The sequence below is a fragment of the Chryseobacterium sp. WG23 genome (genome assembly GCF_024586575.1).
Taxonomy (GTDB): Bacteria; Bacteroidota; Bacteroidia; order Flavobacteriales; family Weeksellaceae; genus Chryseobacterium.
The window spans coordinates 261066-285147 of record NZ_JALCZE010000007.1; the positions used below are offsets into that span (position 1 = coordinate 261066).

A 24082-nucleotide genomic window follows, 5' to 3' on the forward strand; every position below is an offset into this window, starting at 1 on the left:
TACAATGAAACCATTCGGAAGAAATCATATTATCATTTCAGTGATCACTTTTGTGATCCTTTTTTTAATGAACTACCTTGGGAATGATCTTCCTGATAAATTACAAAGAGCTTTGCTCACTGCTTTTGCAGGAGTTGTTGGGTTAACTGTGGGTTTATTTATCTTAAACAAAGGTAAAAATGACAAAAACCCACCTCAGCATTTTGATTAATCAGTCTTCATAAACCACATACCTGGTTCTGATCTTTTCAAAATCAGCCAGGTCTTTTTTCCACGAAGCTTTAATTTCCGGAATGGTTTTACCGGCAATAATCTGCTTTCTGAATTCATCGGTTCCGGATAATGTATCAAACCATAGATTCTTCAGGAAGAAATCCAGCTGGGGGTTTTTATAATTCTGATATGCTTTTATAACCCATTCAAGGTTAAGTTCTCTTAAATCTTTTGGGTATTTCGAAAGATTTTCACCATGGCAGAGCTTTCCGTTCAGAAAAGGATCTTTAGCCCCATAGCTTGGTTTGGGAGTAAACTCATATGGCAGTTTCTCTGTCCACGGAGAACCATAAACCTGGAAAGGGATATCTGTTCCTCTTCCTACAGAAACCTGAGTTCCTTCAAAAAAGCATAAGCTAGGATAAAGATTAATGGCTTTATCATTCGGTAAGTTGGGAGAAGGTTTATCTAAAATTGGATACCGTTGTTTTTTATGGTAATTTTTCATTGGAATAAGGGTATATTTAGCCTGAACACCATTTTTCAGCCACTTTTCTCCGTTTACCATTTTTCCATATTCTCCAATTGTCAGCCCATATACTACAGGAACTTCATGCATGCCTACAAAGCTTGCCCATTTTTTTCTTAAAACAGGGCCGTCAGTATAACCGTCATGTGGATTCGGGCGGTCAAGAACCATGATTTCAACATTATTTTCAGCACCGGCTTCCATTAAATAAGTTAATGTAGAGATATAGGTATAAAACCTCACGCCTACATCCTGGATATCAAAAAGAACAATGTCAATACCTTTTAGCTGTTCAGGTTTTGGTTTTTTATTATTGCCATATAATGAAACAATGGGCAACCCTGTTTTTACATCTACTCCATTTTTCACTTTCGCACCGGCATCAGCATCTCCTCTGAACCCATGTTCCGGAGCAAAAATAGCTTTAATGTTAATCTTATTTTTTACTAAAAAATCTACCAGATGATTCTTATCACTCATCAGCCCGGTTTGATTGGTCACAATGCCAATCGTTTTGTTTTTTAACAGGGGTAAATACAATTCAGGCTGATCGGCTCCGGTTTTAAAATCCGGTTGAACTTGAGCCTGAGAATAATATTGGTTGAATACTCCTAAAAAAATTAGGCAAATAAGAAGTAAATTTTTAATTTTGAAATCTAAATTCATAAGCTTGAAATTTCCTTTATATTTCTCTAGAAAAATAGCATTTTCCAAAGATAACAAAAATAACCTTTCAAGAGTTATCATCTTCATTGGCAGACTTTCTGTGGCTTTGGGAATCATTGTTTCCTTAATTACCGTGGCCACAGGCTTTGGTTCTAAAAAAGCTATTAAAGAAAGACTGGCAGATTTCAGCGGACATATTACCGTAAGGTCTACACGTTCCAATTCTTCCTATAATACTTCAGTCCTTGATAACCAGGGGCTCAATATTCCTAAGATCAAAGAACTTCCCGATGTGGAAAGCATCCAGAAATATGCCACAGTTACCGGTATTATGCGGAATGAGCATAGCTTTGCAGGCATTACATTTAAGGGAGTTGGAAAAGATTTTGACAGCCTCAGGTTTAAGAAATTCTTAATTGCCGGTACTACTCCCAACGTCACAGAAGTAGGCTTCAACAACGATGTAGCCATTTCACAGAAAGTGGCTAACGATCTTCACCTAAAGCTCAACGATAGTATTGTCACTGTTTTTTTAAAGGCAGATCAAAAGCCAATTTATCGTAAGTTCCGTGTACTTGGAATTTATAGAACCGATATTAAGATGATTGATGATCAATTCGTTCTTGGAGGGATCAATCATGTAAGAAGAATTCTGGATATGAAGCCCGATGAAGCCGGAGGACTGGATATCTTCCTTAAAAATGTCAACGATATAGATAAAGATTTTCCCGATATTGAGAAACTGATAGGATATAAAAATTACGCAGAAAAAGCGACAGAAAAGTTTCCGCAAATCAATGACTGGATAAGCATTTTCGATACGAATATTGCTTTAATCATTATTATTATGCTCATTGTAGTGGTTATTAATATTATTATGGTTCTTCTGATCCTTATCATCGAAAGAACCAATTCCATAGGTCTTCTTAAAACATTAGGAGCCAGCAATTCCCAGATCCGGGCCACTTTTATCAACTATACACTTATTATTATGATTCCCGGGCTTTTATATGGAAATGCCATTGGATTAGGTCTTATTCTGATTCAAAAATTCTTCGGAATTATTAAACTTAATCCTGAAAATTATTACGTAAGCACCGTTCCGGTAGATCTTAATCCTATTGCCATTATTTCTATTTCAGTGGGAATTTTAATCATCTCAGGGCTTGCTTTGATTATCCCAAGTTATCTGATCAGTAAAATTTCACCGGTAAAAGCAATTAAATATAATTAGTAACGGAAAGAAGCATAAGCAGCTGATACCATTTTTGGATGTGAATATCGATGTTGCTCACACGTTATCCACATTTTATCCACAACAAAAATAATTTAAAAGCCTTATCTTTGTCACGCATATAAAACATTTATGAAATACGCAAAAAATATTCTTGAAACTATAGGTAATACACCGCTGGTAAAACTTAACAATGTATTAGGAGAAGACTTTCCGGCATTAGTTTTAGCAAAAGTAGAGACTTTCAATCCCGGAAATTCAGTAAAGGACAGAATGGCTCTTAAAATGATAGAAGACGCTGAGAAAGACGGCAGATTAAAACCTGGAGGAACCATCATTGAGGGAACTTCAGGAAATACAGGAATGGGATTAGCGCTTGCAGCTATCATCAAAGGATACAAATGTATCTTTGTAACGAATTCCAAACAATCCAAAGAAAAATGTGACATTCTTCGTGCTGTAGGCGCTGAGGTTATTGTATGTCCTACTGATGTAAAGCCTACTGACCCGCGTTCTTATTATTCAGTTTCCAAAAGACTGGCCAAAGAAACGGAGAACGGATGGTATGTGAACCAATATGACAATTTATCAAACAGAACAGCTCATTATGAGTCTACAGCGCCTGAAATCTGGGAGCAGACAGAAGGAAAGCTGACTCACTTTGTAGCCGGTGCAGGAACAGGAGGTACGATTACAGGATGTGGAACATTCTTCAAAGAAAAAAACCAGGACATTAAAATAATCGGAGTAGATACGTATGGCTCTATCCTGAAAGAATTCCATGAAACCGGAGAACTTCACTATGACCATGCCTATACTTACATTACAGAAGGAATTGGAGAAGATATCATTCCTGAGAACTATGATATGTCTGTCATTGATCATTTTGAAAAAGTAACCGATAAAGACGGGGCCATCTATGCTAGAAAGCTGGCTAAAGAAGAAGGTATTTTCTGTGGGTATTCTGCAGGAAGTGCTATTGCCTCCCTGATTCAGATGAAAGATCAGTTCACCAAAGATGATATCATTGTTGTTTTACTTCATGACCACGGTTCAAGATATGTAGGAAAAATTTACAATGACGAATGGATGAAGGAAATGGGCTGGCTTGATTAATAAACGATCACTTCACGATAAAACAAAAATCAGAGCAATTGTTCTGATTTTTTTTATTCTTTATTAATATTTTCTTTAAGTATTTTTTTGAGTAGATTATACTCCCTTTCAGTCATTGACTTCTTTGGAAACATATAACTGTACTTACCTTCCAGAGCAATAAATTCATTATTAGCATCAAAATATTCAAAGTCTTTCCATTCACTGGTTTCTTTCTCTCCATCTATATTTACCGTAAAAAAAAGAGAATCACATCTTATTTCGTAAAGCTTACATTTTTCAAGTACTCCCAGATAATGATTCACCTGTTTCTTCCATCTGGACACTTTATTAATGCTTACAGACAGAAAAACCGTACAAAGGAGAAATATAAAACTTAAAAAATATAAGACTCCCCGGCTATCCTTACTCAAGCTGTCTTTCAAAAGAAATGCAATAAATAGAATAGCAGCAGCTACAATTGTTGTGATGGTCTTACTTCTGGTAGTAGGTGAGAAAAGTAAATTTCCCTGGTTTCCGCTAAAATAAATGTCTTCAAACGTCTTTCTGTCAGGCCTTAGTACGATCACCTTTTCTTCACTCATAATATAAATATATAGTTTGCTTTATAAAGCTGCAAAGCTAGCTAAATATCTTCATATTGATCACTTATAGCATTAAGTTTGTTCATCAGTTCCCGGTTTCTGTTTTTTAAGGCATTCAGTTTCTTCAGCATATTATGGATCACTTCCAGACCGGGAAGATTGATTTCAAGATCATAATGCCAGTTGGAAAATTTTTCAAGTTCCGGCAGGTCTTCATACATCAGATAATGGATATCATTTTCAATATGAATGTTTAACAAACCATATTCTACAAGATCATCAAAAAAAGTGATTTCTATATTATAGATTTTTACGAGTTCCTCCCGTGATATTCTTTCACTCATAGCCTAGGAATTTTTTAGTTGTTCAAAAAGTTCTTTCTGCTTTTCGGTAAGGTTTACCGGCAATTTCACTTCATAGGTTACAAAAAGATCACCATACTGACCTTCTTTTTTGTAAACAGGAAAGCCTTTTCCTTTAAGTCTTACCGTCGTTCCGTTTTGAGTCTCCGGTTTCACTTTAAGATTGACGCTGCTGTCGAGGGTATTTACTTTTATGCCTCCTCCCAAAACAGCGGTGTACATATCGATAACGACCTTAGTTTTCAGATCATCCCCTATTCTCTCAAAATCCGGATCAGCAGGGATATTAAATGTAATATACAGATCTCCGTGAGGGCCACCGTTAAAACCGGGATTTCCATGTCCTTTCAACTTAATCTGCTGTCCGTCGTAAACCCCTGCGGGAATAGTAATTCTTACTTTTTTACCATTGATTTCAAAAGTCTGCGCATGGGTGGTAGCGGCATCTCTTAAATTCAGATTAAGCTCTGCCTGAATATCCTTCCCTTTAAATTTTCCGGAGGCACTTCCCCGTGAGCTTTTACTAAAGCCGCCAGCTCCGCCAAACATACTTTGGAAGAAATCTGAAAAATCTTCCTCTTCACCAAAATCGGCTCCGGAATATCCTCTGCTATAATTCTGCTGCTGTTGATATTGTTTTTGCTGTTGCTGGGCTTTTTCGTATTCTTCACCATGTTTCCAATGTTCTCCGTATTTATCATACTTAGCACGGTTTTCAGTATTACTGAGCACTTCATTGGCTTCATTCAGTTCTTTGAATTTTTTTTCTGCCTCTTTATCGTCGGGATTAAGATCAGGATGTAGTTTTCTGGCCAGCTTTCGATAGGCTTTCTTGATATCATCCTGTGTTGCGTTTTTATCTACGCCTAAAATTTTATAGTAATCTATATAAGCCATAGAAATGATGTTTACTCAAATTTATGAAATTTATCTTTGAAAACCCCATAAGAAAACCCTTAAAAACATGAAAAAAAATATTAAAAATTCTTATAGACAAAAAAAGAGATGAGTAATCTCATCCCTTTTTATTAGAATTATAAATAAATTATCTATGAATAATTTTATCTGCCACACCGTCTTTATCATAACGGTAGTCAGCTTTCGTATAAATATTTGTAGGACTATATCTTCCGGTAAAAATTGGACCATATGTAAAATCACTCCTAAATCCATTATAATATTCCCAATAAGCCGGTTTTGGAGTAGCACCATCTGTGCTTGGAGCACCTAATAAAAGAACTCCGGCAGCATGAGGAGATGCCATGGATGTTCCGCTAATGGTATTGTAGCCGCCGTTTAACCATGTTGATTTTACCTGGAATCCCGGAGCTGCATAATCTACAGGAGATCCATAATTAGAAAAATAAGCCCAATAATCTCCTTCAGCCGAAGCAGAAATAGTATAAACATTAGTAGCATTAGCAGCAGCCGGTGAATAATAACTGGCATCATCATAAGAATTACCTGCTGCTATTGCTAGTCTAATACCCTTTTCCGCTACTTTTAAAACAGCTTGTTCTGTAGCTGAATCTCTATATCGTGAATTAGGACCTAAACTCATATTGACAACATCCTCTGCTGAGGCATTTGCATATACGTAATCTAAAGCAGAAACAGTCCATGAAAAATCTCCTGTTCCATCACTCTTTAAAACTTTCAGTGCGACAACTTTAGCTCCGGCAGCAACTCCAACAACTCCAATACTATTATTAATAGCAGCAATAGTTCCGGCAACATGGGTTCCATGCCCGTTTCCATCATCAGGATTGTTATCTCCGGCAAAGGAAACACTTCTTTGTGTATCTACATTAAGATCCGGATGATCCAAATCAATTCCGGAATCAATAACCCAAGCTGTTTTTCCAGTTCCATCTCCTGCACCTCCAACTCTTGTAATCCCCCAAGGAATCTCCTGTGTTGAAGAAGCTTTAGCAATGATCCCGGTTGTTTTCCCTAACGAAACCTGATAATCCTGTTCAACACTTTTGATTTTAGAATCTTTCCTAAGTGCTTCTACCTCAGCATCAGTAAGGTTTTTTGCAACAAAACCTTCAAGGGCATATCCAAAAGCATTAGAAATCTTTTGACTATTAATACTCAAATTCAATCCATTATCTTTGCTTTTTAATTTATTCAACAGTGATCCTGTTTGTCTTAAATAAGCCTCTCTATTCTGGAGTGCACCTTTAGAAACAGCAAGGCCACTTTTATCAAGAACACCATCATTCAAAACAACAATGTACTGTCCAGGAATAGGCTTGGAATCAGCAGAAGCTACTTCATCAGAATTCACAGCAGCATTCGAATTGGGATTAGATTCAGGTGTATCACTGAGTCTATCAGAGTTACAACTTACAGTGATTGCTACAGCAATCAGCAATAACGAAATTTTGTTACTTCTCATCATATTTGTAATGTTTTTTAAATTAAACAGTTCACAAATATATTATAATTATTTAATTTTAAAACATTTTTAATAATAAAATCTAATAATAATTAACAATAAAATGTAATTATGTAAAAATAATTACATTAAATGTAATTTAAATAATTTTATTAATTAAAATATTTGTAGTATAAAATTTCATGATTAACAATACAAGCAGTCCAATTTTAAATAATATTTCAAAATTGGGTGATAAAACAGATTTTAAAATAATAGATCTATTTTCTGCTTACACTTGGAAAAGACTTATATTTGAAAAAAAACTTCACATGAAAGAGGTACTAAAAAACTACTCCGGAATTATATTATTACTCTTAGGAATTAGTGTTGGAAGCATTATAGGAATAGCTGCTCCCGGTATTGTAGGGTATATAAAACCTTTGGGAGATATTTTTCTTAACCTTCTTTTTGTAAGTGTAGTACCTCTGGTATTCTTTGCTGTTTCCAATTCTATTGCTTCTTTGGAGCAGCAGTCAAAATTTGGAAAGATTATTCTTATTATGGCTCTTACCTTTTTATTCTTCATCCTGACGGCTGCCGTTTTTACCATCTGTGCAGTCTATCTCTTCCCTGTTTCCGGGGTTTCGGGAAGCTCTGAAGCTATTACAGAGGCCGCTAATAATGATACATGGGGTGACAGGATTGTTGGATTTTTTACCGTAGGGGAATTTACAGCTCTTTTTTCAAGGCAGAATATGCTGGCCCTTCTTATATTTGCTTTTATGACGGGTTTTGCTGCCCGGAAAGCAGGAGAAAAGGGAGAACCTTTCAGAGTTTTTATTGCTTCAGGATATGAAGTCATGAAAGAGCTACTTTTATTGATCATGAATCTGGCCCCTATTGGTCTTGGAGCTTATTTTGCTTTTCAGGTGGCTACTTTAGGGCCTCAGCTCTTTGGATTTTATGCTAAGCCTTTAGGCTTGTACTATATTGCCGGAATTATTTATTTCTTTGTCTTTTTTTCAATGTATGCTTTTATGGCCAATGGGCAAAAAGGAGTTAGAAATTTCTGGACCAACGCCATTTATCCCAGCCTTACTGCCATAAGTACCTGCAGCAGTTTTGCTACCATGCCTGCCAACTTACAGGCAGCCTCTAAAATTGGAATACCTAACTCTATTGCCAACCTGGTTATTCCTATTGGGACAACACTCCATAAAAACGGATCTTCCATGTCTTCCATTATAAAAATCTATGTTGCTTTTTTAATTATTGGAAAAGATTTTTTTGATCCGGCGAATCTGTTGCTGGCACTGGGAATTACTGTTTTTGTAAGTATTGTAGCCGGAGGTATTCCCAATGGTGGATATATCGGTGAAATGCTGATGATTTCGGTGTATAAATTACCCCAGGAAGCTATTCCTGCTGTGATGATTATCGGAACATTGGTAGACCCGTTAGCCACTGTTCTGAACGCTGTAGGTGATATAGTTGCAGCAATGTTTGTAAACCGGTTTGTGAAGACCTGATTGTAGAATGACCTTCGATCAATTTCCACATAAAAACTTCTATAATAACCGATTAAGATTTATTTTCCATGAATTCATTTTTTCAAAGTATCGGTTTATACACCAGTAAAAACATTGAAATTAACATCAATATAGCTGAACTTAATAAAGGACTAAGGAAAATTACTTATACAACCAATACTACTTTTATATCCTTGATTTCAGATTCAACAATTCCCACAAGATTTGAATACCGGGGAATAGTTAATGAAAAAAACTTTACTATTAAGAGGAGAAGACATTTATTTGATATCAACCTGAATTATCCGGTGATTAAAGGAAGTCTGTATGATCAGAATACTATAACCACTGTTTCTTTAACATATATTCCTTCCCCTTTTCAGATTTTCACCTTTATACTTTTGTTATGTTTCTTCATAGCTGCAGTTGCTGTCAATGTAAAAAATGGAGGTCAGCATCTTTCTTTTATTGCAGTTTCTTCACTCATGACGGGAACTCAATATTTCGTATTAAAAAGAGAGATCATAAAAGGAAAATACGATTTTGAAAGAGAGCTGAGCTCTATAAGTCAAGAATATTCTTCTGTAGTGCACTGAAAGCATTACATTCTGTATGAATCTATATCTATCAGGATTCTATTCACTGCGTTTTACCGGCTCCAGGTTTTCATATTCTTCGGGAGTAAAAAGCCTGTACTGAACTTTAAATGTTTTCCCCAAAGGTGTTTCGAGAGAGAAACCTCCCGGTCCAAAGCCCTCTGCCACATCGAGGGTAAAGTGCGAATATTTCCAATATTCGAATAAATCCCGGTCTATCCAGAATTCATATCCATTGATGGTTCCAATCATAGCATCGTTCATTCTGGGGAAAAACCCTCCTTTCTCAAAACATTGGGGCTGCGTTCCTTCACAGCATCCTCCAGCCTGATAAAACATCAGGGCACCATACTTATTTTCAAGCTCCCGAATGACGTCAAGTGCCTTTTCCGTTGCTGAAAGTCTTGCTATTTTTCCTTCCATTTTTTTATTTTTATATTGAAAAAAGTCCGGCAGATTAGTCTGCCGGACATAAAATACTCATCATGTTTTAATTTGAGCCGGCAATGTCTAATACGACTCTGCCATCAATCTGCCCTTTCTTCATTTTATCAAAAACATCATTAATATCTTCGAGCTTTGCGGGGGTTACTGTAGCTTTTACAAGCCCCTCATTGGCAAAATCCAGTGCCTCCTGCATATCCTTTCTGGTTCCCACGATAGAGCCTCTCACGGTTATTCTCTTTAAAACAGTTTCAAAAATCGGAAGTTCAAAAGATCCGGGAGGAAGTCCGTTAAGCGCAATAGTCCCTTTTCTCCGTAAAACATCTATTCCCTGTTTGAAGGCAATTGGAGATACTGCTGTAATCAATGCACCGTGCATCCCGCCAACTTCTTTATGCAAATATTCTCCAGGGTCCGTATTCTTGGCATTGACTACCAGATCAGCCCCTAATTTTTTTGCCAGGTCGAGTTTATCATCTGCTACATCAATGGCGGCAACGTGCATTCCCATTGCTTTAGCATACTGAACCGCTACATGTCCCAATCCTCCGATTCCTGAGATGGCTACCCATTCTCCGGGCTTTGTTTCTGTTTCTTTTAATCCTTTATAAACTGTTACTCCTGCACATAAAATTGGCGCTATTTCCAGAAAGTTAACATTGGATTTTAAATGTCCTACATACCTGGAATCTGCAATTACATATTCTGCAAAGCCTCCATCTACACTGTATCCTCCGTTTTTCTGGGCTTCACAAAGTGTTTCCCATCCCGTTATACAATAATCGCAGCAGCCACAGGCACTATACAGCCAGGGAACACCTACCGCATCTCCTTCTTTTACAAAAGCTTCCGGTCCGCAGGCTACTACAATTCCTACTCCTTCATGTCCCGGAATAAGCGGCATCTTAGGCTTTGCCGGCCAATCACCATCTACAGCATGTAAATCTGTATGACAGACTCCACAGGCTATCACCTTTACCAGAACTTCATATCTGCCGGGTTCTCTTACGGGCACTTCTTCAATCTTCAGTGGCTGTCCGTAGCCTTGAACTACGGCGGCTTTCATTGTTTTTGGAATCATATTTTATGTTTTGAATTGTTTTCTTTGAGGTTATTATATTTTCTGAATAAATAGACTGCTAGTCCGGTACACACCCTATTTCTCCGCGTGAAGGATAGTAAGGGCGGCGAGGTACGAGCCGGTGCGGAATGTAATGAAGCACCGAAACGAAGTAAAGCCCTGGATAGCCCGACCGTTTTGCCCTGGAAAAGCCAAGGCAATCGGGCACGTCCTAAATTTAAATATTAAAAGAAGCCTAACTTATTTTTGTTATAAGAAATAAGCATGTTTTTAGTCTGACGATAATGATCAAGCATCATTTTATGGTTCTCCCTTCCGATTCCCGACTGCTTATATCCCCCAAAAGGTGCTCCTGCCGGATAAGAGTGGTATTGGTTTACCCAAACTCTTCCTGCTTCAATCTGACGTGGAATATTGTACAGCTGGTGTGCATCCCTGGTCCAAACTCCGGCTCCAAGGCCGTAAATAGTATCATTAGCAATTTTTACCGCTTCTTCTTCATCTTTAAAAGTTGTAAACGCCAGAACAGGACCAAAAATCTCTTCCTGGAATATTCTCATCCTGTTGTTTCCTTTGAAAATGGTTGGCTGAATATAAAATCCGTTTTCAAGATCTTCTCCCAAATCATTAACATGACCTCCTACCAGTACTTCTGCTCCCTCCTCTTTTCCTAACTGGATATAGGAAAGTATTTTATCTTTTTGAATCTGCGAGGCCTGAGCTCCCATCATCACGGTTTTATCCAATGGATTTCCCACTTTGATTGCTTTTACCCTCTCGATCACCTTTTCGATGAAAGCATCTGCAATATCTTCCTGAACCAGCAGCCTTGAAGGGCATGTACAGATTTCTCCCTGATTAAGGGCAAAAAGAACAGCTCCCTCAATAGCTTTATCCAAAAATGCATCATCTGCATCCATTACTGAACTGAAGAAAACGTTGGGTGATTTTCCTCCCAACTCCAACGTGACAGGAATAATGTTCTCTGTAGCGTACTGCATCACCAGACGTCCTGTAGCTGTAGAACCTGTAAAGGCCGCCTTAGAAACCTTAGGATGGGTTACTAAAGCTCTTCCCAATTCTGCTCCGAATCCATTCACAATATTAATTACTCCTGCAGGCAGAAGGTCACCGATAAGCTCCATCATGACCATAATAGAAACCGGAGTGCTTTCTGCAGGTTTTAAAACCACGCAGTTTCCGGCGGCCAATGCCGGAGCCAGCTTCCATACCGCCATCAGTATAGGAAAGTTCCATGGGATAATCTGGGCAATAACACCAAGAGGTTCGTGTACGATAAGGGATACGGTATCTTTATCCAATTCGTTATGGGATCCTTCTTCTGCACGGATCACAGAAGCAAAATATCTGAAGTGATCTATTGCCAGCGGTAAATCTGCTGCCAACGTTTCCCTTACTGCTTTTCCATTATCAATGGTTTCTACAATAGCAAGGTATTCAAGGTTTTGTTCTATTCTGTCTGCAATTTTATTCAGGATGATACTTCTCTCTGTAGATGAGGTGTTTTTCCAGGACTGAAAAGCCTTGTCTGCAGCATTTACTGCCAGTTCCAGATCTTCTTTAGAGGAATGGGCCACCTGAGTGAAATTTTTACCGTCTACAGGAGAAACTACATCAAAATACTGCCCGTTAACAGGGGGTGTAAATTTTCCGTCAATATAATTATCATATCTGTTTTTAAATTCAGGACGCTGTAAAAGAGTCGCTGATCTTGGTTCTGTAATAGTGCTCATATTAGTATGTTTTACATTTTTCTGTAATGCCAAATTACATGTACAACCATAAAAACATATAGCACAATCGTATAAAAAAAGTGCAGAATAGTGCAGATGTTCAATTTTATCATTTTATTAACAGCAACGTACAGGCAAATTCTCTATATTTGAGTTACCTGCGCCTTTAAAATGTTTAGAAATGAATAACAATAATAAATATTTATTAGACACTCCTGAATTAATCAAGGAAAATAAGCTATTGAACATTGTTGAAAACCAGACAAAATTCAATCTAAACAATTGTGAATTCAGTATCTATGAAACGCATAAAGCGGCTTTTGATGTAAAACTTCACTTCGATAATATAGCATTTACAGCAATGCTGAGAGGCAAAAAACATATGAAACTGGATAATAAGACCAACTATTTTGATTATTTCCCCGGTGAAAGCATCCTGGTTGCTCCGGGAGAAACTATGGTCATTGATTTTCCTGAAGCTGATGAAACGCCTACCCAATGTATTTCTTTAAGCTTAAATCCCGAGTTTATAGAGGACTCGCTGAATTACCTGAACTATAGTCTCCCAAAAGTGGATGAAACCTCACAGTGGAACATTCAGCTGGATGAGTATTTCCTTTTTAATAATCAGGCCCTGGCCTCAGCAACCAATAATATTATGAGAATTGCTATGGATAATAATTCTCAAAAAGACATCATGGCTGATTTTGCCCTGAAAGAACTGCTGATCAGGCTTATGCAAACCCAGGCAAGAAGCATGGTGGTAAAAAATATGGTAAAAAATAAATCAAGGATAGGCTTCGTGGTAGATTATATTAAGAAAAACCTCCATCAGAAACTTTCTATTGACAGTATTGCAAGATTGGCTTATGTAAGCAAATCCAATTTCTTTAGAATGTTCAAAGATGAGCTGGGGACTTCTCCCAATGAATTTATTTTGCAAGAGAGAATCAACAGGGCTAAAGAATTACTGGCAGATCAGAACAGCATTAAAGAAACCGCCTATCAGACGGGATTCTCAGACACCAATTACTTTACAAGAGTATTCAAACAACTCGAAGGCACTACTCCCAAGAATTATCAGAATAAGATTACATTTTCGAGATAGGATATGGTATTTTCTTGATTAAAACTAGCTATCTGAAAAAATAAAAGAGGCTACTTTAAAAAGCAACCTCTTCGGATTAAATTAAAATTTATGGATTAATATCCAGTATTTTGGACTATATTAGGATTATTATTCAACTCTCCTTGAGGAATTGGTAAAAATCTAAATTCTCTTTTATCTGGAGTTAAAACAACTTGTGTTTGTGAATTTGTAAATCCAATATTATTTCTTTTCAGATCACTTCTTCTTGTTCCTTCTAAAAATAATTCAGCATTTTTCTGGAAAAGGATTTCATTTAACAAATCTGCACCAGAGCCGGCAAAATTATAAGCAGTATCTCTGTTTGTGCTAACCCAAGTATTAAGTTCACTAAGAGCAAGAGCAGGATTAGTATGATAAAGAGACTCTAATCTGATAAATACAGCTTCACTTCTTCTAAATACAACAATATCTCTTTCAAAAGATTTATATTTTAAAACATCTATAGGCTTGGGATTATCTCCTAATGCAAGTACAAATGCATTACTTTGATACCATGTATTTTTTCTGACATCAGTATTAGATAGCTTATTATAAAAAGCTCTTGTTGCAAAATTATGTTTGTATGTTCCTTGTGATGACCAAGTAGCTAATAAACCATCATTAGAACTTGGCAAATCTTTGGAATTATTATCAAGCTGAAATATTGTTTCTGCTGTTTCTCCTTCAGAGCTTACTTCAAAATAATTTGCTGCATCGTTTTTAGATAAACCAGTAAATACATTTAACACCTTATCTGCATATTGCTGAGCTTGTGCATAATCTTTAATAGCCAAATAATATCTGGCAAAAATCATATTTACAGCGTGCAGTGTCATGTTTTTTGTTCTTTCATCCCCAGAATATGTAGATAAAATATTTTGTTCTGCTTTTGTTAAGTCAGCCAAGATAAAATCATATGTTTGTGGTACTGTAGATCTATTTTTTTTCACCTGAATATCAAATTGATCTGTCAATGGCAAACCTAGCTGTTGATTTGTTTCCCCATAATTATCACAAAAAAACGAAGCTAATTGAAGATATGCTAAGGCTCTAATAGCATGAGCTTGTGCAAAGTAATTTTCTGGCTTTATTGAAGTGTTCAAATCATCTGCAATCTTTCCTTCATTTGCAATAACTAAATTTGCATTAGCAATAATTCTATATAATGAATTCCATAAACTCCCAATGTCTGTATTTGTTGCTACATAAAAAGAAAGATCTTTATTTCTTGTTGTTGCAAATCTGTTTGAGTTTTTCAATCCTACAAATGCATTATCAGCTAATAATTCATTAAAAGTTAAGATAACACCCCCATAAGATGTCTGTATAGGATCAGCTGGAACATTTAGATCCAAAGCTCCTGTAGTCTGCATCATATTATATAATCCATTAATAGCAGTCTTAAGTGTAAGCTCATTAGTAATAGCCACATCTAAAGGAAGAGTTGTTGTAGGCTTTTCATCTAAGAATTCATTGCTACACGAGGTGAAAAAGAGAACACATCCCACTAAAGCTATTTTTATTTTAAAGTTTTTCATTTTTTATTTTTTAAAAGTCTACTGATATACCGAAAATATATTGTCTCAAGTTTGGCTGCGTCTGGTCATAAATACCCAAATTAGCAGCAACACTTGAATTCGCATTTGAGTTTGATTCAGGATCAAAATATAATTTCTTATCAAATGCATAAGTCCATAAATTCACTCCTCTGGCATATATATATATACCATTAAGTCCTTTTATATCTAAAAAGTCCCTGTCAAATCTATAACCAACTTCTACACTTTTAAGTCTAATATGATCTCCCTTAAATAAATCTCGGGTGGATGCAGCCGTTGAATTTTTATTTCCTCCATATATATATTTTGGTCTGGAAGCGTCTGTATTTTCAGGTGTCCAAGAATCGTACAATGCGCTGTTAAATTGATTCAAATAGGCATATGCCCCGTCACTGTTATATACAAAAGCCCAGTTATCATACACATAGTAATTCCCCTGATAAGTAAACATAAATGATAATTTAAAATTCTTATAACTGAAATCATTTATAAAACTTGCCATATGTTTCGGAAGAGCTCTTTTATCTGTAAAAACAAGTTTAGCAAGACCAGAATTATTTGTAGTTGCAGTCTTAGTCTCATCAGTATACCATAGTGGATCACCATTTGAAGGGTCAACTCCTGCCCACAATCTTGTATAGTACTCTGTAGCATTATGACCAACAGCCCATCCTTTTAGGCCACCTGGCTGAATAACAGAATTTGAGTTCAAATTCGAAATTTCCCCTTCATTATAGCTATAGTTACCAGTGACACTCCAGTTTAAGCTTTCATTATTCAAAATTCTTGCGGTTAATGATGCTTCAACTCCTTTTGAAACTAAACTTGCAATATTTGACACATAACTAGGTGTTCCATTACTCCCTGGAAGTGGGACACTATACACAAGATCTTTATTTTCATTTTTATAAATATCAAGAGTACCTCTTAAGAAACTTTTTTCACCTAATGTAAATTCTAATCCTATATCGCTCTTAACTGATTTTTCCCAATTTACACCTTCCTTTCCTACTGCATTGTATAAATAGCTGCCATTTGCAGATAAATATGCTCCACTTAGTGCTGCTTGGGGAAATTTGTCATAAGCTCCAGCTGCCGGATTTCCATTTTCTCCATAACTTCCTCTTATAGAAAGTTTTTTAACAATACTTTTACCTAAAAACTTAGATACATCTACACTTGCCCCCACACCATAAAATGTTCCCCATTCTTTTGTAAAACCAGAATAACCATCACGTCTAAGCGATCCAGATACTGTTACGAATTTATCATAAGTATAGCTCGCTCTTGCAATATATCCAGTTAATGCAGTATTTGTCGCACGAGAACTTGTTGATACTGGGTTTACACCAGAGTCAGCGTATGGTAGACGAACACCGCTGGCAAAACCTTGAGTCCCCATATCTATAAATTCATAATTTCTATGTGTACTTTCTGTCCCCACTGATAAGTTGATATCATGTTTCTCTGCAAAAACATTATTATAGTGTACAAAGTTATACCAGTTCCAAGTTAACCTATTTCGAACGGAATTATATAAATTCCCATTTCCATTTGGATCTCCCGTATTCAATCCATCTCCAAAGTCAGGATTCCAGAAAGTGACTTCTGAAGAAGTGGTATAGTCTATACCAATATTTGAATTAAATCTAAAGTTCGGTAAGAATTTATAATCCAGGTCAACACTAGATAATACCTTATTGAAGGTACCTTTATTCACATTTGCATCTTGAAGTGCAGCAGGGTTAAATGTAGGATTTGTAAAATACAAATCAGATACCTTATATGATCCATCTTCATTAAATGCATTTTGAGTTGGAGACATAATACGTCCTGCAAATACTGGATTTGAAAAAGATGACCCATCTGCTGGGCCTTTCTGTACTGTCCTACCAAAGGTCGAACTAAATTTAAGGTTTAATTTATCATTTGCCTTCCAATCTGCTCTTAAGCTTCCTGTATATCTATCAAATGATGCATCTCTGGCAACGCCTTGTTGTTTCAAATATCCTAATGATGCAAAAATATTGAAACTTTCAGAGCCACCAGTATAACTTAAATTGTGTCTGGTATAAAATGGATTTTTACGTCTTACTAAACTATTCCAGTCTGTATCTGATTTTCCATCCCATCCAAATTCTGATTTTGCTATATCATATCCTTCTGCAAGTGAGGAAGCATCTCCAGAATTATAGAGTGATAATCCGAACAATTTAGTACTTTCTTCTGCATTCAGCATCTTCATTTTTTCAAAAGCTACGTCAGATCCTCCTACCTCACTGGTATAGTTTATCTGAGATCTCCCTTTTTTTCCGGATTTAGTTGTAATTAGAATTACACCATTAGCCCCTCTTGATCCATATAATGCTGTTGCAACTGCATCTTTCAACACTTTAATGTCAGCAATATCACTTGGATTGATCATTGATAAAGCATTTTGAGAAGCTAGTAATCCGGAAATATCACCTGATGGAATTGGTACACCGTCAATAACATATAAAGGATTGTTATCTCCCGTAAGAGATGTGAGTCCTCTAATTAATGTAATAGCACTCGCACCAGGTTGCCCACTACTTGCTGTTGACATTAAGCCAGGCGACTGTCCTTGCAATAAATTATCTAATGAAACAGCAGTTGGCTTTTCTAAAATCTGTCCTTTGATAACCCCAACTGAACCAGTAATTTGTTCCGGCGTTTGCTTAATACCATAAGAACCAGTAACTACTACCTCTTCAATCTTATTTTCTTTTGGAACAGTATCATTCTTTGTTCTCTGCGCAAAAGCCGTTTGTCCCAAGAAGAACAAAACTCCTGCACTCAATACACTTAGTTTAACATTCATATTTAACACATTTTAATATTTTTCAGAAACAAATATCCCAATAAACATTAACAGTATCAACTTATAAAACACTGAAAAACAACGTGTTATTATATATTTATTTCATTATAAACAAATGATAGTATTAAAAAAAATAGTGAATTATAAAAAATGATAAAAAAATTTTAGCACAAGAGTACATTAACAGAATTTTAACAACCACTAAATATATTGCCAGCTTACACTTAATTATAAAAAACAGTAAAAAAAATTAATACAAATACAGGTTTCAACATAAAAAATCCAAAAAACAATTATTACATATTCTTATTAAAATCAACAAAACTGCACAAAATGAATAAAAAGAATTGCCAAAAACTTATAAAAAAGCAAAGCATTCCAAATAATTGAAATGCTTTATATAATTTTAAGTAAATAATCTTATTTCTGATACATATAATATCTTGCTCCCATAAGAACAGGATCCTCTGATTCGATTGAGGTAAGTCCAAATCCCTTATAATCAGAGCGTATAGATTGATGTAATTGTTTTCTATGCAGTTTCTCATAGGTTTCAAAATCAATAGGAGTTCTGGTGTTCAGGTTTTCAAATACGTTCCATTTTTCCACCACTTTTTTCCAGTTTTCAGAAACTTTACCTACAAAAACTTTTGATTTTGACCCGCTTCCATAGCCAAAGAAACCGATCTCTGTTCCTGACAATTCTTCATTTTCATCAAAGGAAGTCTGTAAAGCAGAAAGGAACGCCATGAAAACAGAAGCGGTATACATATTTCCGATTTCAGAAGAAGCCCGCTGTGTTTTCTCTATTTTATCACTGATTAAATTCAGATAATTTTCAGATTTCGCCACTGCTTTTTGCTCCTCAGGATTGGTATAAGGAAGTCCGTTTTCAAGACTATAGATTTCTGTAAATACCCTTTTACCATGAAAAGCATAAGGAAGATGAAAAATAATATATTTCCAGTTTTCATAAGGCTTTTCCTGTCCTGCAACTTCTTTATAATGCTGATAGGCTTCTCTTATTCTGTCCTGATAGCACTGATTAGAATACTGACCGTCAAAGACAGGTTCATCCGTGAATATTTCAATGGTATCCGGGAACATTTCGGGTGCATTATGTAAGTCTTCTTTTTTATATTGTCTTCTTGGTTTGAAAAAGTCAAAAACACTTTCTGATGCTACTCCCCAGTTATTTTCTATTTCAAGCAGATCTGGCTTAGAAGAAATCAGTAAAGCAACGGCTCCCCCTCCCTGGGTATATTCTCCTGAAGAAGCCAATTCATATTTTGCATAATCGCTGGCAATAACCACTGCTTTTTTATTGGGATTCACCCTTACAAAATCAAGGGCATTATGCAGGGCGTCTACCCCTCCCACACATGCAAAGGTCATGTCTACAATATCACAATTTTTGAAGGCTCTTGTTCCGTATTTCTCCTCCAGCACTTTTTCTACCATCTGTACTGCATATGACGCAGTAGGCTTTGCAGCATCCAGAGCACTTTCCGTACCCAAGTAAACTCTTGAGATCTCTCTGGGATCAATGGTATAATCATTAATAAGTTTGAATAATGCTTCTGCCGCAAATGTTGCTGCATCTTCGTGAACATCGGGAAGCCCCATTTTATGAAGTCCCAATCCTTTTTCCAGCTTTGCAGGTTCAATTCCTCTTTTTTCAGCTAAATCCTTAATTTCCAAATATAAACCGGGTATATAGTAGCTCGCCGCTTCAATTCCAAAAGTCATTTTATTCTAATTTTTATACGAATTTAGAAAATGTAACCTGAATAACCTGTCAATATATCATGACTTTTTACTAATTATTTATAATTTAACTTTTTATTTCTGACTATCAATTACAAAAAAGCAGCATCACAAAAATGTAATACTGCTTTTTCAATCAGATCTGTTGAGTCTATCTAAAATTTTCAATAGCTTTATTCAGAGCGTCGATCTGTTTATTGATACTTGTGGATTTTTGCGGATTTTTTTTCAGCAATTCCATTTTTTTGCTTAGTCCGTCTTTCAGCATTTGAACAATCATCATCTTAGCCTGTGGGTTATTTCCCATATCGCTTTTTGCATAATCCAACATTTTTGTGATGTTTTCCACTGCTTTTAGGTTGTCAGAGTTCATGATCCAGTTATATCCTTCTTCTGCTGTTTTACCCAATTCCGGATTCTGGAATTTCACAAACGGATAAAATGCAGCAAGTGGAGCGATATGTTCCATTTGAGAACTTATCTTATTCTTCACAATAACCGGAAGCAAAAGGGCCAGCAACTCATCTGAAGCACCATCCAGCTCAATTTTATCAGCTAAAGCATTGGCCCGTGACGGATCAATGGTAAGAACAGCACTTAAAGAGTTTCCTTTAACTGCATTGGAAACTGCATTCACCCCTTTTTCAAATATCGGCAGGTATTTTTTATCTTTTATTTTAGCCAACGCACCAATAGCCGCAGCCTGAGCCAATGTTTTAGGATCATTTGAAGCGATTTTTTCAACTTCTGCTCCCAGGGATTTCATCTGATCGGAATTGGTAAGATCCATTAATTCCAACGCCTTAATTCTTATTCTAAAGAATGGATCTTTTAATGCGGCAGCCAATAATTTTATAGCCGCAGGACTTTTTCCTGTCTGATCTTTAATTCCGGCTAACGCTGTATATCTGCTTTTGAATTCTTTAGAATTGGTAAACTGCAGCAGGTTCTGCTCCGGTGTTTTGGTATCCGTGATATCAGCTACCAGTATTCCGTCTGCATTGATATTGACAAGATCCGGTGTTTTGGATACGTCAAAATTAAATGTATTCCTGTTTTCAGCATTAACCCAAACATTGTATCTTTTGGGTTTACCATTATCATACACATCAATAGCCAAAGGAAACTCGAATAATTGATCCTGAGTCTGATTAACTGTTACAGCAATCTGCTTTTTTACAGGTTCAAAAGTAAATGAATAATTCAATTTTGGGTTTCCGCTTCCAAAATACCATTGGTTAAAGAACCAGTTCAGGTCTTTCCCTGAAACCTTTTCAAAAGAAAGCCTTAGCTGATGGGCTTCAGCATTCTGATATTCATTGGTTTTCAGGTAATCATTCATACCGGCAAAAAAGGCATCATCCCCAAGATAATTTCTTAGCATATGAAGGATTCCACCTCCTTTCTGGTAGGTTACCAGGTCAAAAACATCTTCACGGGATTCATAATTGAATCTTACCAGGTTTTTCTTAAAGTCTGCAGGGTTATGAATGTACATATTCACATCCTTCATCTGGTGATAATCTGCCTGATCTTTCCCATACTTGTATTCATTCCAGAGATATTCGGAATAATTGGCGAAGGATTCGTTCACGGTAAGGTTGCTCCAGCTTTCTGCGGTCACAAGATCTCCAAACCAATGATGGAATAATTCGTGGGCAATAGTATCTTCCCATTTATTTTCATCAATCAGCTGCCCCGGTTTTTGAAGGATATCACTTCCGTGAAGGGTTGCCGTAGTATTCTCCATAGCCCCACTTACATATTTTCTTCCGGAAATCTGTGCATATTTTGCCCATGGATAATCATAGTTCATCTTTTTGGAGAAAAACTCGATCATCTCCGGAGTATTTCCATAGATCTGTTTTACATAAGGTTCATATTCTTTCTCAATATAATAATCAACCGCAATATTTTTCCATTTGTCTTTAACTACAGCATATTCTCCTACTCCCATAAAGAAAAGGTAGGTAGAATGTCTTTTATCCATTACCCAGTGATCTGTTCTCAGGTTATTGGATTCTTTCTGAGAATCTTTTAGAATACCATTTGAAAGAGTTACATATTTATCCGGAACCGTCATATAGATTTCCTGGGTAGTTTTTTGATTCGGTTTATCAATTGTTGGGAACCATGCAGAAGATGATTCGGTTTCTCCCTGTGTCCAGATCTGTGTAGGCATATCAGGTTCTGTTCCCTGTGCATTAATAAAGTAAAGCCCCTTTGCATCGTTAATAGCCATGCTTCCTTTTTGTTTTACTTCATTCGGACGGGCTGTATATTTGATATAAATGGTATAATCCTGGTTCTTCTGATACGTTTTATCCAGCGTAACCTTTAGTGTTTCGTCTTTGTATTCGTATTTCAAAGGAGATTTCTTGCCATTAGCCTCAAGGGCAACTTCATGAATCAACATTCCTTTAGCATCCAGAGACAATTCATTGGTAGGATAAAAATAGGGTGAAGCAGTAAGCCATTCCTCCCCGTTCATCTGTTCTTTCTGATAATCAAAGTTTACTTTCAGCTTAGTATGTTTAAGCTCCGTTACTTTAGTATGAGTGGCTCTGTACACCTTTTCTCTTCCTGAAGCCTCAGTTTGTGCCGATACATTAGCGGAAAATAAAATCCCAAGTATTGCAATGGATAAAATGGCCTTTTTCATTCTTCTATTTTATTATTATTTTTAGAATTATTTTTTTATTATTATATCAAAAATATCATTAACAAGTGTTTCGTAGTCACCTGTTTTCAACTGTTCTTTTGTTTTGGCAAAAGCTTTTTTCAGCTCACTTTCCGGATTTTCATCATCGATGATATCTACGGAAGCCACTCCTTTCAATTGAAGTAATGTATTTTTCAGTATTTCTATATCAGCAGTTTTTTCAAGATCTACTTTTAAATATTTCATGAGAGATAATTTCCTTTAAAATTACAAATTTCTTTTGGGGCAGCCTACGGACACTGCATGATAAGTTCATGGGAACAGGAGTTTGTTACAATGATACCTGGATTTATTATTACACTTGAAAAAAATCTAAGAATGAAATGAAGGATTCTGAAAAGATGAATTGGCATACCTTTCTGATGCAAGAGAGAAGATATTTAATACGCTGTAGGATAGATCCCGTTATTTTCCAGCTGAAATATGATTCTACTGTCGGCAAGGTATTCATAGTCAATGATACATCCGTTCTGGGTATGAACCTTCCTTTTCCTATTGAGGAATTTTTTGAAAAACCGCTGTAATATACTGAGGGTTTATTTCTAAGAGTCCTACGGCTGCATAGAGCAACTGCATTATTTCTATAGTACAGCTGAAGAGAATAACAAACGTAAAGGCAATGACAAAAATACGGGAGAATAGTATTATACCGCTACAGGAGCTTTGATTCCCGGATGCGGATCATAATTTTCAAGCGTAAAATCTTCAAAATTAAAATCGAAAATATCTTTGATTTCCGGGTTTAGCCTCATGGTAGGAAGAGATCTTGTTTCTCTTGAAAGCTGTCTGTTTACCTGTTCGAAATGATTGTTATAAATGTGAACATCACCGAAACTGTGCACATAATCTCCTACTTCCAGATCACAAACCTGCGCTACCATCATTAATAAAAGAGCATAGCTGGCAATATTGAACGGCACTCCAAGAAATACATCAGCACTTCTCTGGTAAAGTTGCAGGGATAATTTTCCATCCGCTACATAAAACTGGAATAAAGCATGGCAAGGTGCCAATGCCATATTAGGGATTTCCGCAACATTCCATGCGGAGACAATCAGTCTTCTGGAATCCGGATTTTTTTTAATCTGATCAATTACTTCTGTGATCTGGTCTACAATTTTTCCGTCGGCACCGTTCCAGCTTCTCCATTGTGCACCATACACCGGCCCAAGGTCACCATTTTCATCGGCCCACTCGTCCCAGATGCTCACTCCGTTATCATTAAGGTACTTCACATTCGTATCTCCTTTCAAAAACCAGAGTAATTCGTAAATTATTGATTTCAAATGCACCTTTTTAGTGGTTACCAAAGGAAAACCTTTCGACAGGTCATATCTTAGCTGATACCCGAATACGCTTCTTGTTCCGGTACCTGTTCGATCAGTTTTATCTGTTCCGTTATCTAAAATATGTTGTAAAAGATCTAGGTAGTTTTGCATTTTAAAAGGAATTTTATGGTTCAAATTTACTAAAAATGATCAAAAAAAACATCCCTTTTTATGAATGCTTTTTATAAGACAGATACTCGTTTTCTATTAAAGAACTGTATATCTGATCTCTGTAAATTAA

The 24082-nt window shown here is 36.3% G+C and carries 21 protein-coding genes; 7 read left to right on the forward strand and 14 right to left on the reverse strand.

Translation table 11 applies throughout. From position 1 onward, the window contains the following. Positions 1–4: 4 nt before the first annotated feature. Positions 5–211 (forward strand): hypothetical protein, encoded by a 207-nt coding sequence (locus MP477_RS12855; protein WP_047495019.1) that lies wholly within the window; start codon positions 5–7, stop codon positions 209–211. On the opposite strand, the gene MP477_RS12860 is transcribed toward MP477_RS12855, so the two are convergent. Further along, on the reverse strand, positions 212–1408 hold the full coding sequence (locus MP477_RS12860) for a DUF1343 domain-containing protein (RefSeq protein ID WP_257190747.1): 1197 nt from the start codon (positions 1406–1408) through the stop codon (positions 212–214). A gap of 4 nt (positions 1409–1412) precedes the next feature. Between MP477_RS12860 and MP477_RS12865 the strand changes: the two genes are divergently transcribed. Beyond that, on the forward strand, positions 1413–2642 hold the full coding sequence (locus MP477_RS12865; protein WP_230037044.1) for an FtsX-like permease family protein: 1230 nt from the start codon (positions 1413–1415) through the stop codon (positions 2640–2642). Positions 2643–2774: 132 nt separating this feature from the next. Continuing rightward, on the forward strand, positions 2775–3758 hold the full coding sequence (locus MP477_RS12870; RefSeq protein WP_047495013.1) for a PLP-dependent cysteine synthase family protein: 984 nt from the start codon (positions 2775–2777) through the stop codon (positions 3756–3758). A gap of 53 nt (positions 3759–3811) precedes the next feature. Here the strand turns inward: MP477_RS12870 and MP477_RS12875 are convergent, their stop codons facing one another. From MP477_RS12875 to MP477_RS12890, 4 genes are all read right to left on the reverse strand, one after another. Further along, positions 3812–4342, reverse strand: coding sequence for a hypothetical protein (locus MP477_RS12875; RefSeq protein ID WP_257190748.1), 531 nt, complete (start codon positions 4340–4342; stop codon positions 3812–3814). Between the two features lie 41 nt (positions 4343–4383). Next, on the reverse strand, positions 4384–4686 hold the full coding sequence (locus tag MP477_RS12880) for a chaperone modulator CbpM (protein WP_230037048.1): 303 nt from the start codon (positions 4684–4686) through the stop codon (positions 4384–4386). Positions 4687–4689: 3 nt separating this feature from the next. After that, positions 4690–5601: a J domain-containing protein gene (locus MP477_RS12885; RefSeq protein ID WP_257190749.1), complete on the reverse strand. Its 912-nt coding sequence runs from the start codon at positions 5599–5601 to the stop codon at positions 4690–4692. A gap of 148 nt (positions 5602–5749) precedes the next feature. Further along, positions 5750–7111 carry a S8 family serine peptidase gene (locus tag MP477_RS12890; protein ID WP_257190750.1) on the reverse strand — a complete coding sequence of 454 codons (1362 nt, stop codon included), beginning with the start codon at positions 7109–7111 and terminating at the stop codon, positions 5750–5752. A gap of 308 nt (positions 7112–7419) precedes the next feature. Between MP477_RS12890 and MP477_RS12895 the strand changes: the two genes are divergently transcribed. Together MP477_RS12895 and MP477_RS12900 are read left to right on the forward strand one after the other, a co-directional pair. Further along, entirely contained in the window at positions 7420–8619 is a 1200-nt protein-coding gene (locus MP477_RS12895) for a dicarboxylate/amino acid:cation symporter (RefSeq protein WP_257190751.1), read from the forward strand. Positions 8620–8687: 68 nt separating this feature from the next. Continuing rightward, positions 8688–9215, forward strand: coding sequence for a hypothetical protein (locus tag MP477_RS12900; protein WP_257190752.1), 528 nt, complete (start codon positions 8688–8690; stop codon positions 9213–9215). A 39-nt stretch (positions 9216–9254) separates the two neighbouring features. Here the strand turns inward: MP477_RS12900 and MP477_RS12905 are convergent, their stop codons facing one another. From MP477_RS12905 to MP477_RS12915, 3 genes are all read right to left on the reverse strand, one after another. After that, positions 9255–9638 carry a DUF779 domain-containing protein gene (locus MP477_RS12905; protein WP_230037055.1) on the reverse strand — a complete coding sequence of 128 codons (384 nt, stop codon included), beginning with the start codon at positions 9636–9638 and terminating at the stop codon, positions 9255–9257. A 67-nt stretch (positions 9639–9705) separates the two neighbouring features. After that, the gene (adhP, locus tag MP477_RS12910) at positions 9706–10740 is read right to left on the reverse strand and encodes an alcohol dehydrogenase AdhP (protein WP_257190753.1); all 1035 of its coding nucleotides are present in this window, start codon (positions 10738–10740) and stop codon (positions 9706–9708) included. Between the two features lie 224 nt (positions 10741–10964). After that, complete coding sequence (locus tag MP477_RS12915) at positions 10965–12494, reverse strand: aldehyde dehydrogenase family protein (RefSeq protein ID WP_257190754.1); 1530 nt, start codon at positions 12492–12494, stop codon at positions 10965–10967. A 181-nt stretch (positions 12495–12675) separates the two neighbouring features. Between MP477_RS12915 and MP477_RS12920 the strand changes: the two genes are divergently transcribed. After that, entirely contained in the window at positions 12676–13602 is a 927-nt protein-coding gene (locus MP477_RS12920; RefSeq protein ID WP_257190755.1) for an AraC family transcriptional regulator, read from the forward strand. Between the two features lie 95 nt (positions 13603–13697). Here MP477_RS12920 and MP477_RS12925 read toward each other — a convergent pair whose 3' ends face one another. The 5 genes from MP477_RS12925 to MP477_RS12945 form a co-directional block, all read right to left on the reverse strand. After that, the gene (locus MP477_RS12925; RefSeq protein ID WP_257190756.1) at positions 13698–15161 is read right to left on the reverse strand and encodes a RagB/SusD family nutrient uptake outer membrane protein; all 1464 of its coding nucleotides are present in this window, start codon (positions 15159–15161) and stop codon (positions 13698–13700) included. A gap of 10 nt (positions 15162–15171) precedes the next feature. Then, the gene (locus tag MP477_RS12930) at positions 15172–18024 is read right to left on the reverse strand and encodes a SusC/RagA family TonB-linked outer membrane protein (protein ID WP_257190757.1); all 2853 of its coding nucleotides are present in this window, start codon (positions 18022–18024) and stop codon (positions 15172–15174) included. Between the two features lie 420 nt (positions 18025–18444). Further along, positions 18445–19773 carry a hydroxymethylglutaryl-CoA synthase family protein gene (locus MP477_RS12935; RefSeq protein ID WP_257190758.1) on the reverse strand — a complete coding sequence of 443 codons (1329 nt, stop codon included), beginning with the start codon at positions 19771–19773 and terminating at the stop codon, positions 18445–18447. A gap of 169 nt (positions 19774–19942) precedes the next feature. Further along, positions 19943–22453 carry a M1 family metallopeptidase gene (locus tag MP477_RS12940; RefSeq protein ID WP_257190759.1) on the reverse strand — a complete coding sequence of 837 codons (2511 nt, stop codon included), beginning with the start codon at positions 22451–22453 and terminating at the stop codon, positions 19943–19945. A gap of 27 nt (positions 22454–22480) precedes the next feature. Beyond that, a complete protein-coding gene (locus MP477_RS12945) occupies positions 22481–22699 on the reverse strand; it encodes a hypothetical protein (protein ID WP_257190760.1) in 219 nt (72 codons plus the stop codon). Positions 22700–22836: 137 nt separating this feature from the next. Here MP477_RS12945 and MP477_RS12950 point away from each other — a divergent pair, with 137 nt between their 5' ends. Further along, on the forward strand, positions 22837–23037 hold the full coding sequence (locus tag MP477_RS12950) for a hypothetical protein (protein WP_257190761.1): 201 nt from the start codon (positions 22837–22839) through the stop codon (positions 23035–23037). 120 nt (positions 23038–23157) lie between these two features. On the opposite strand, the gene MP477_RS12955 is transcribed toward MP477_RS12950, so the two are convergent. Next, a complete protein-coding gene (locus tag MP477_RS12955) occupies positions 23158–23952 on the reverse strand; it encodes a thymidylate synthase (RefSeq protein ID WP_230037074.1) in 795 nt (264 codons plus the stop codon). Positions 23953–24082 lie beyond the last annotated feature (130 nt).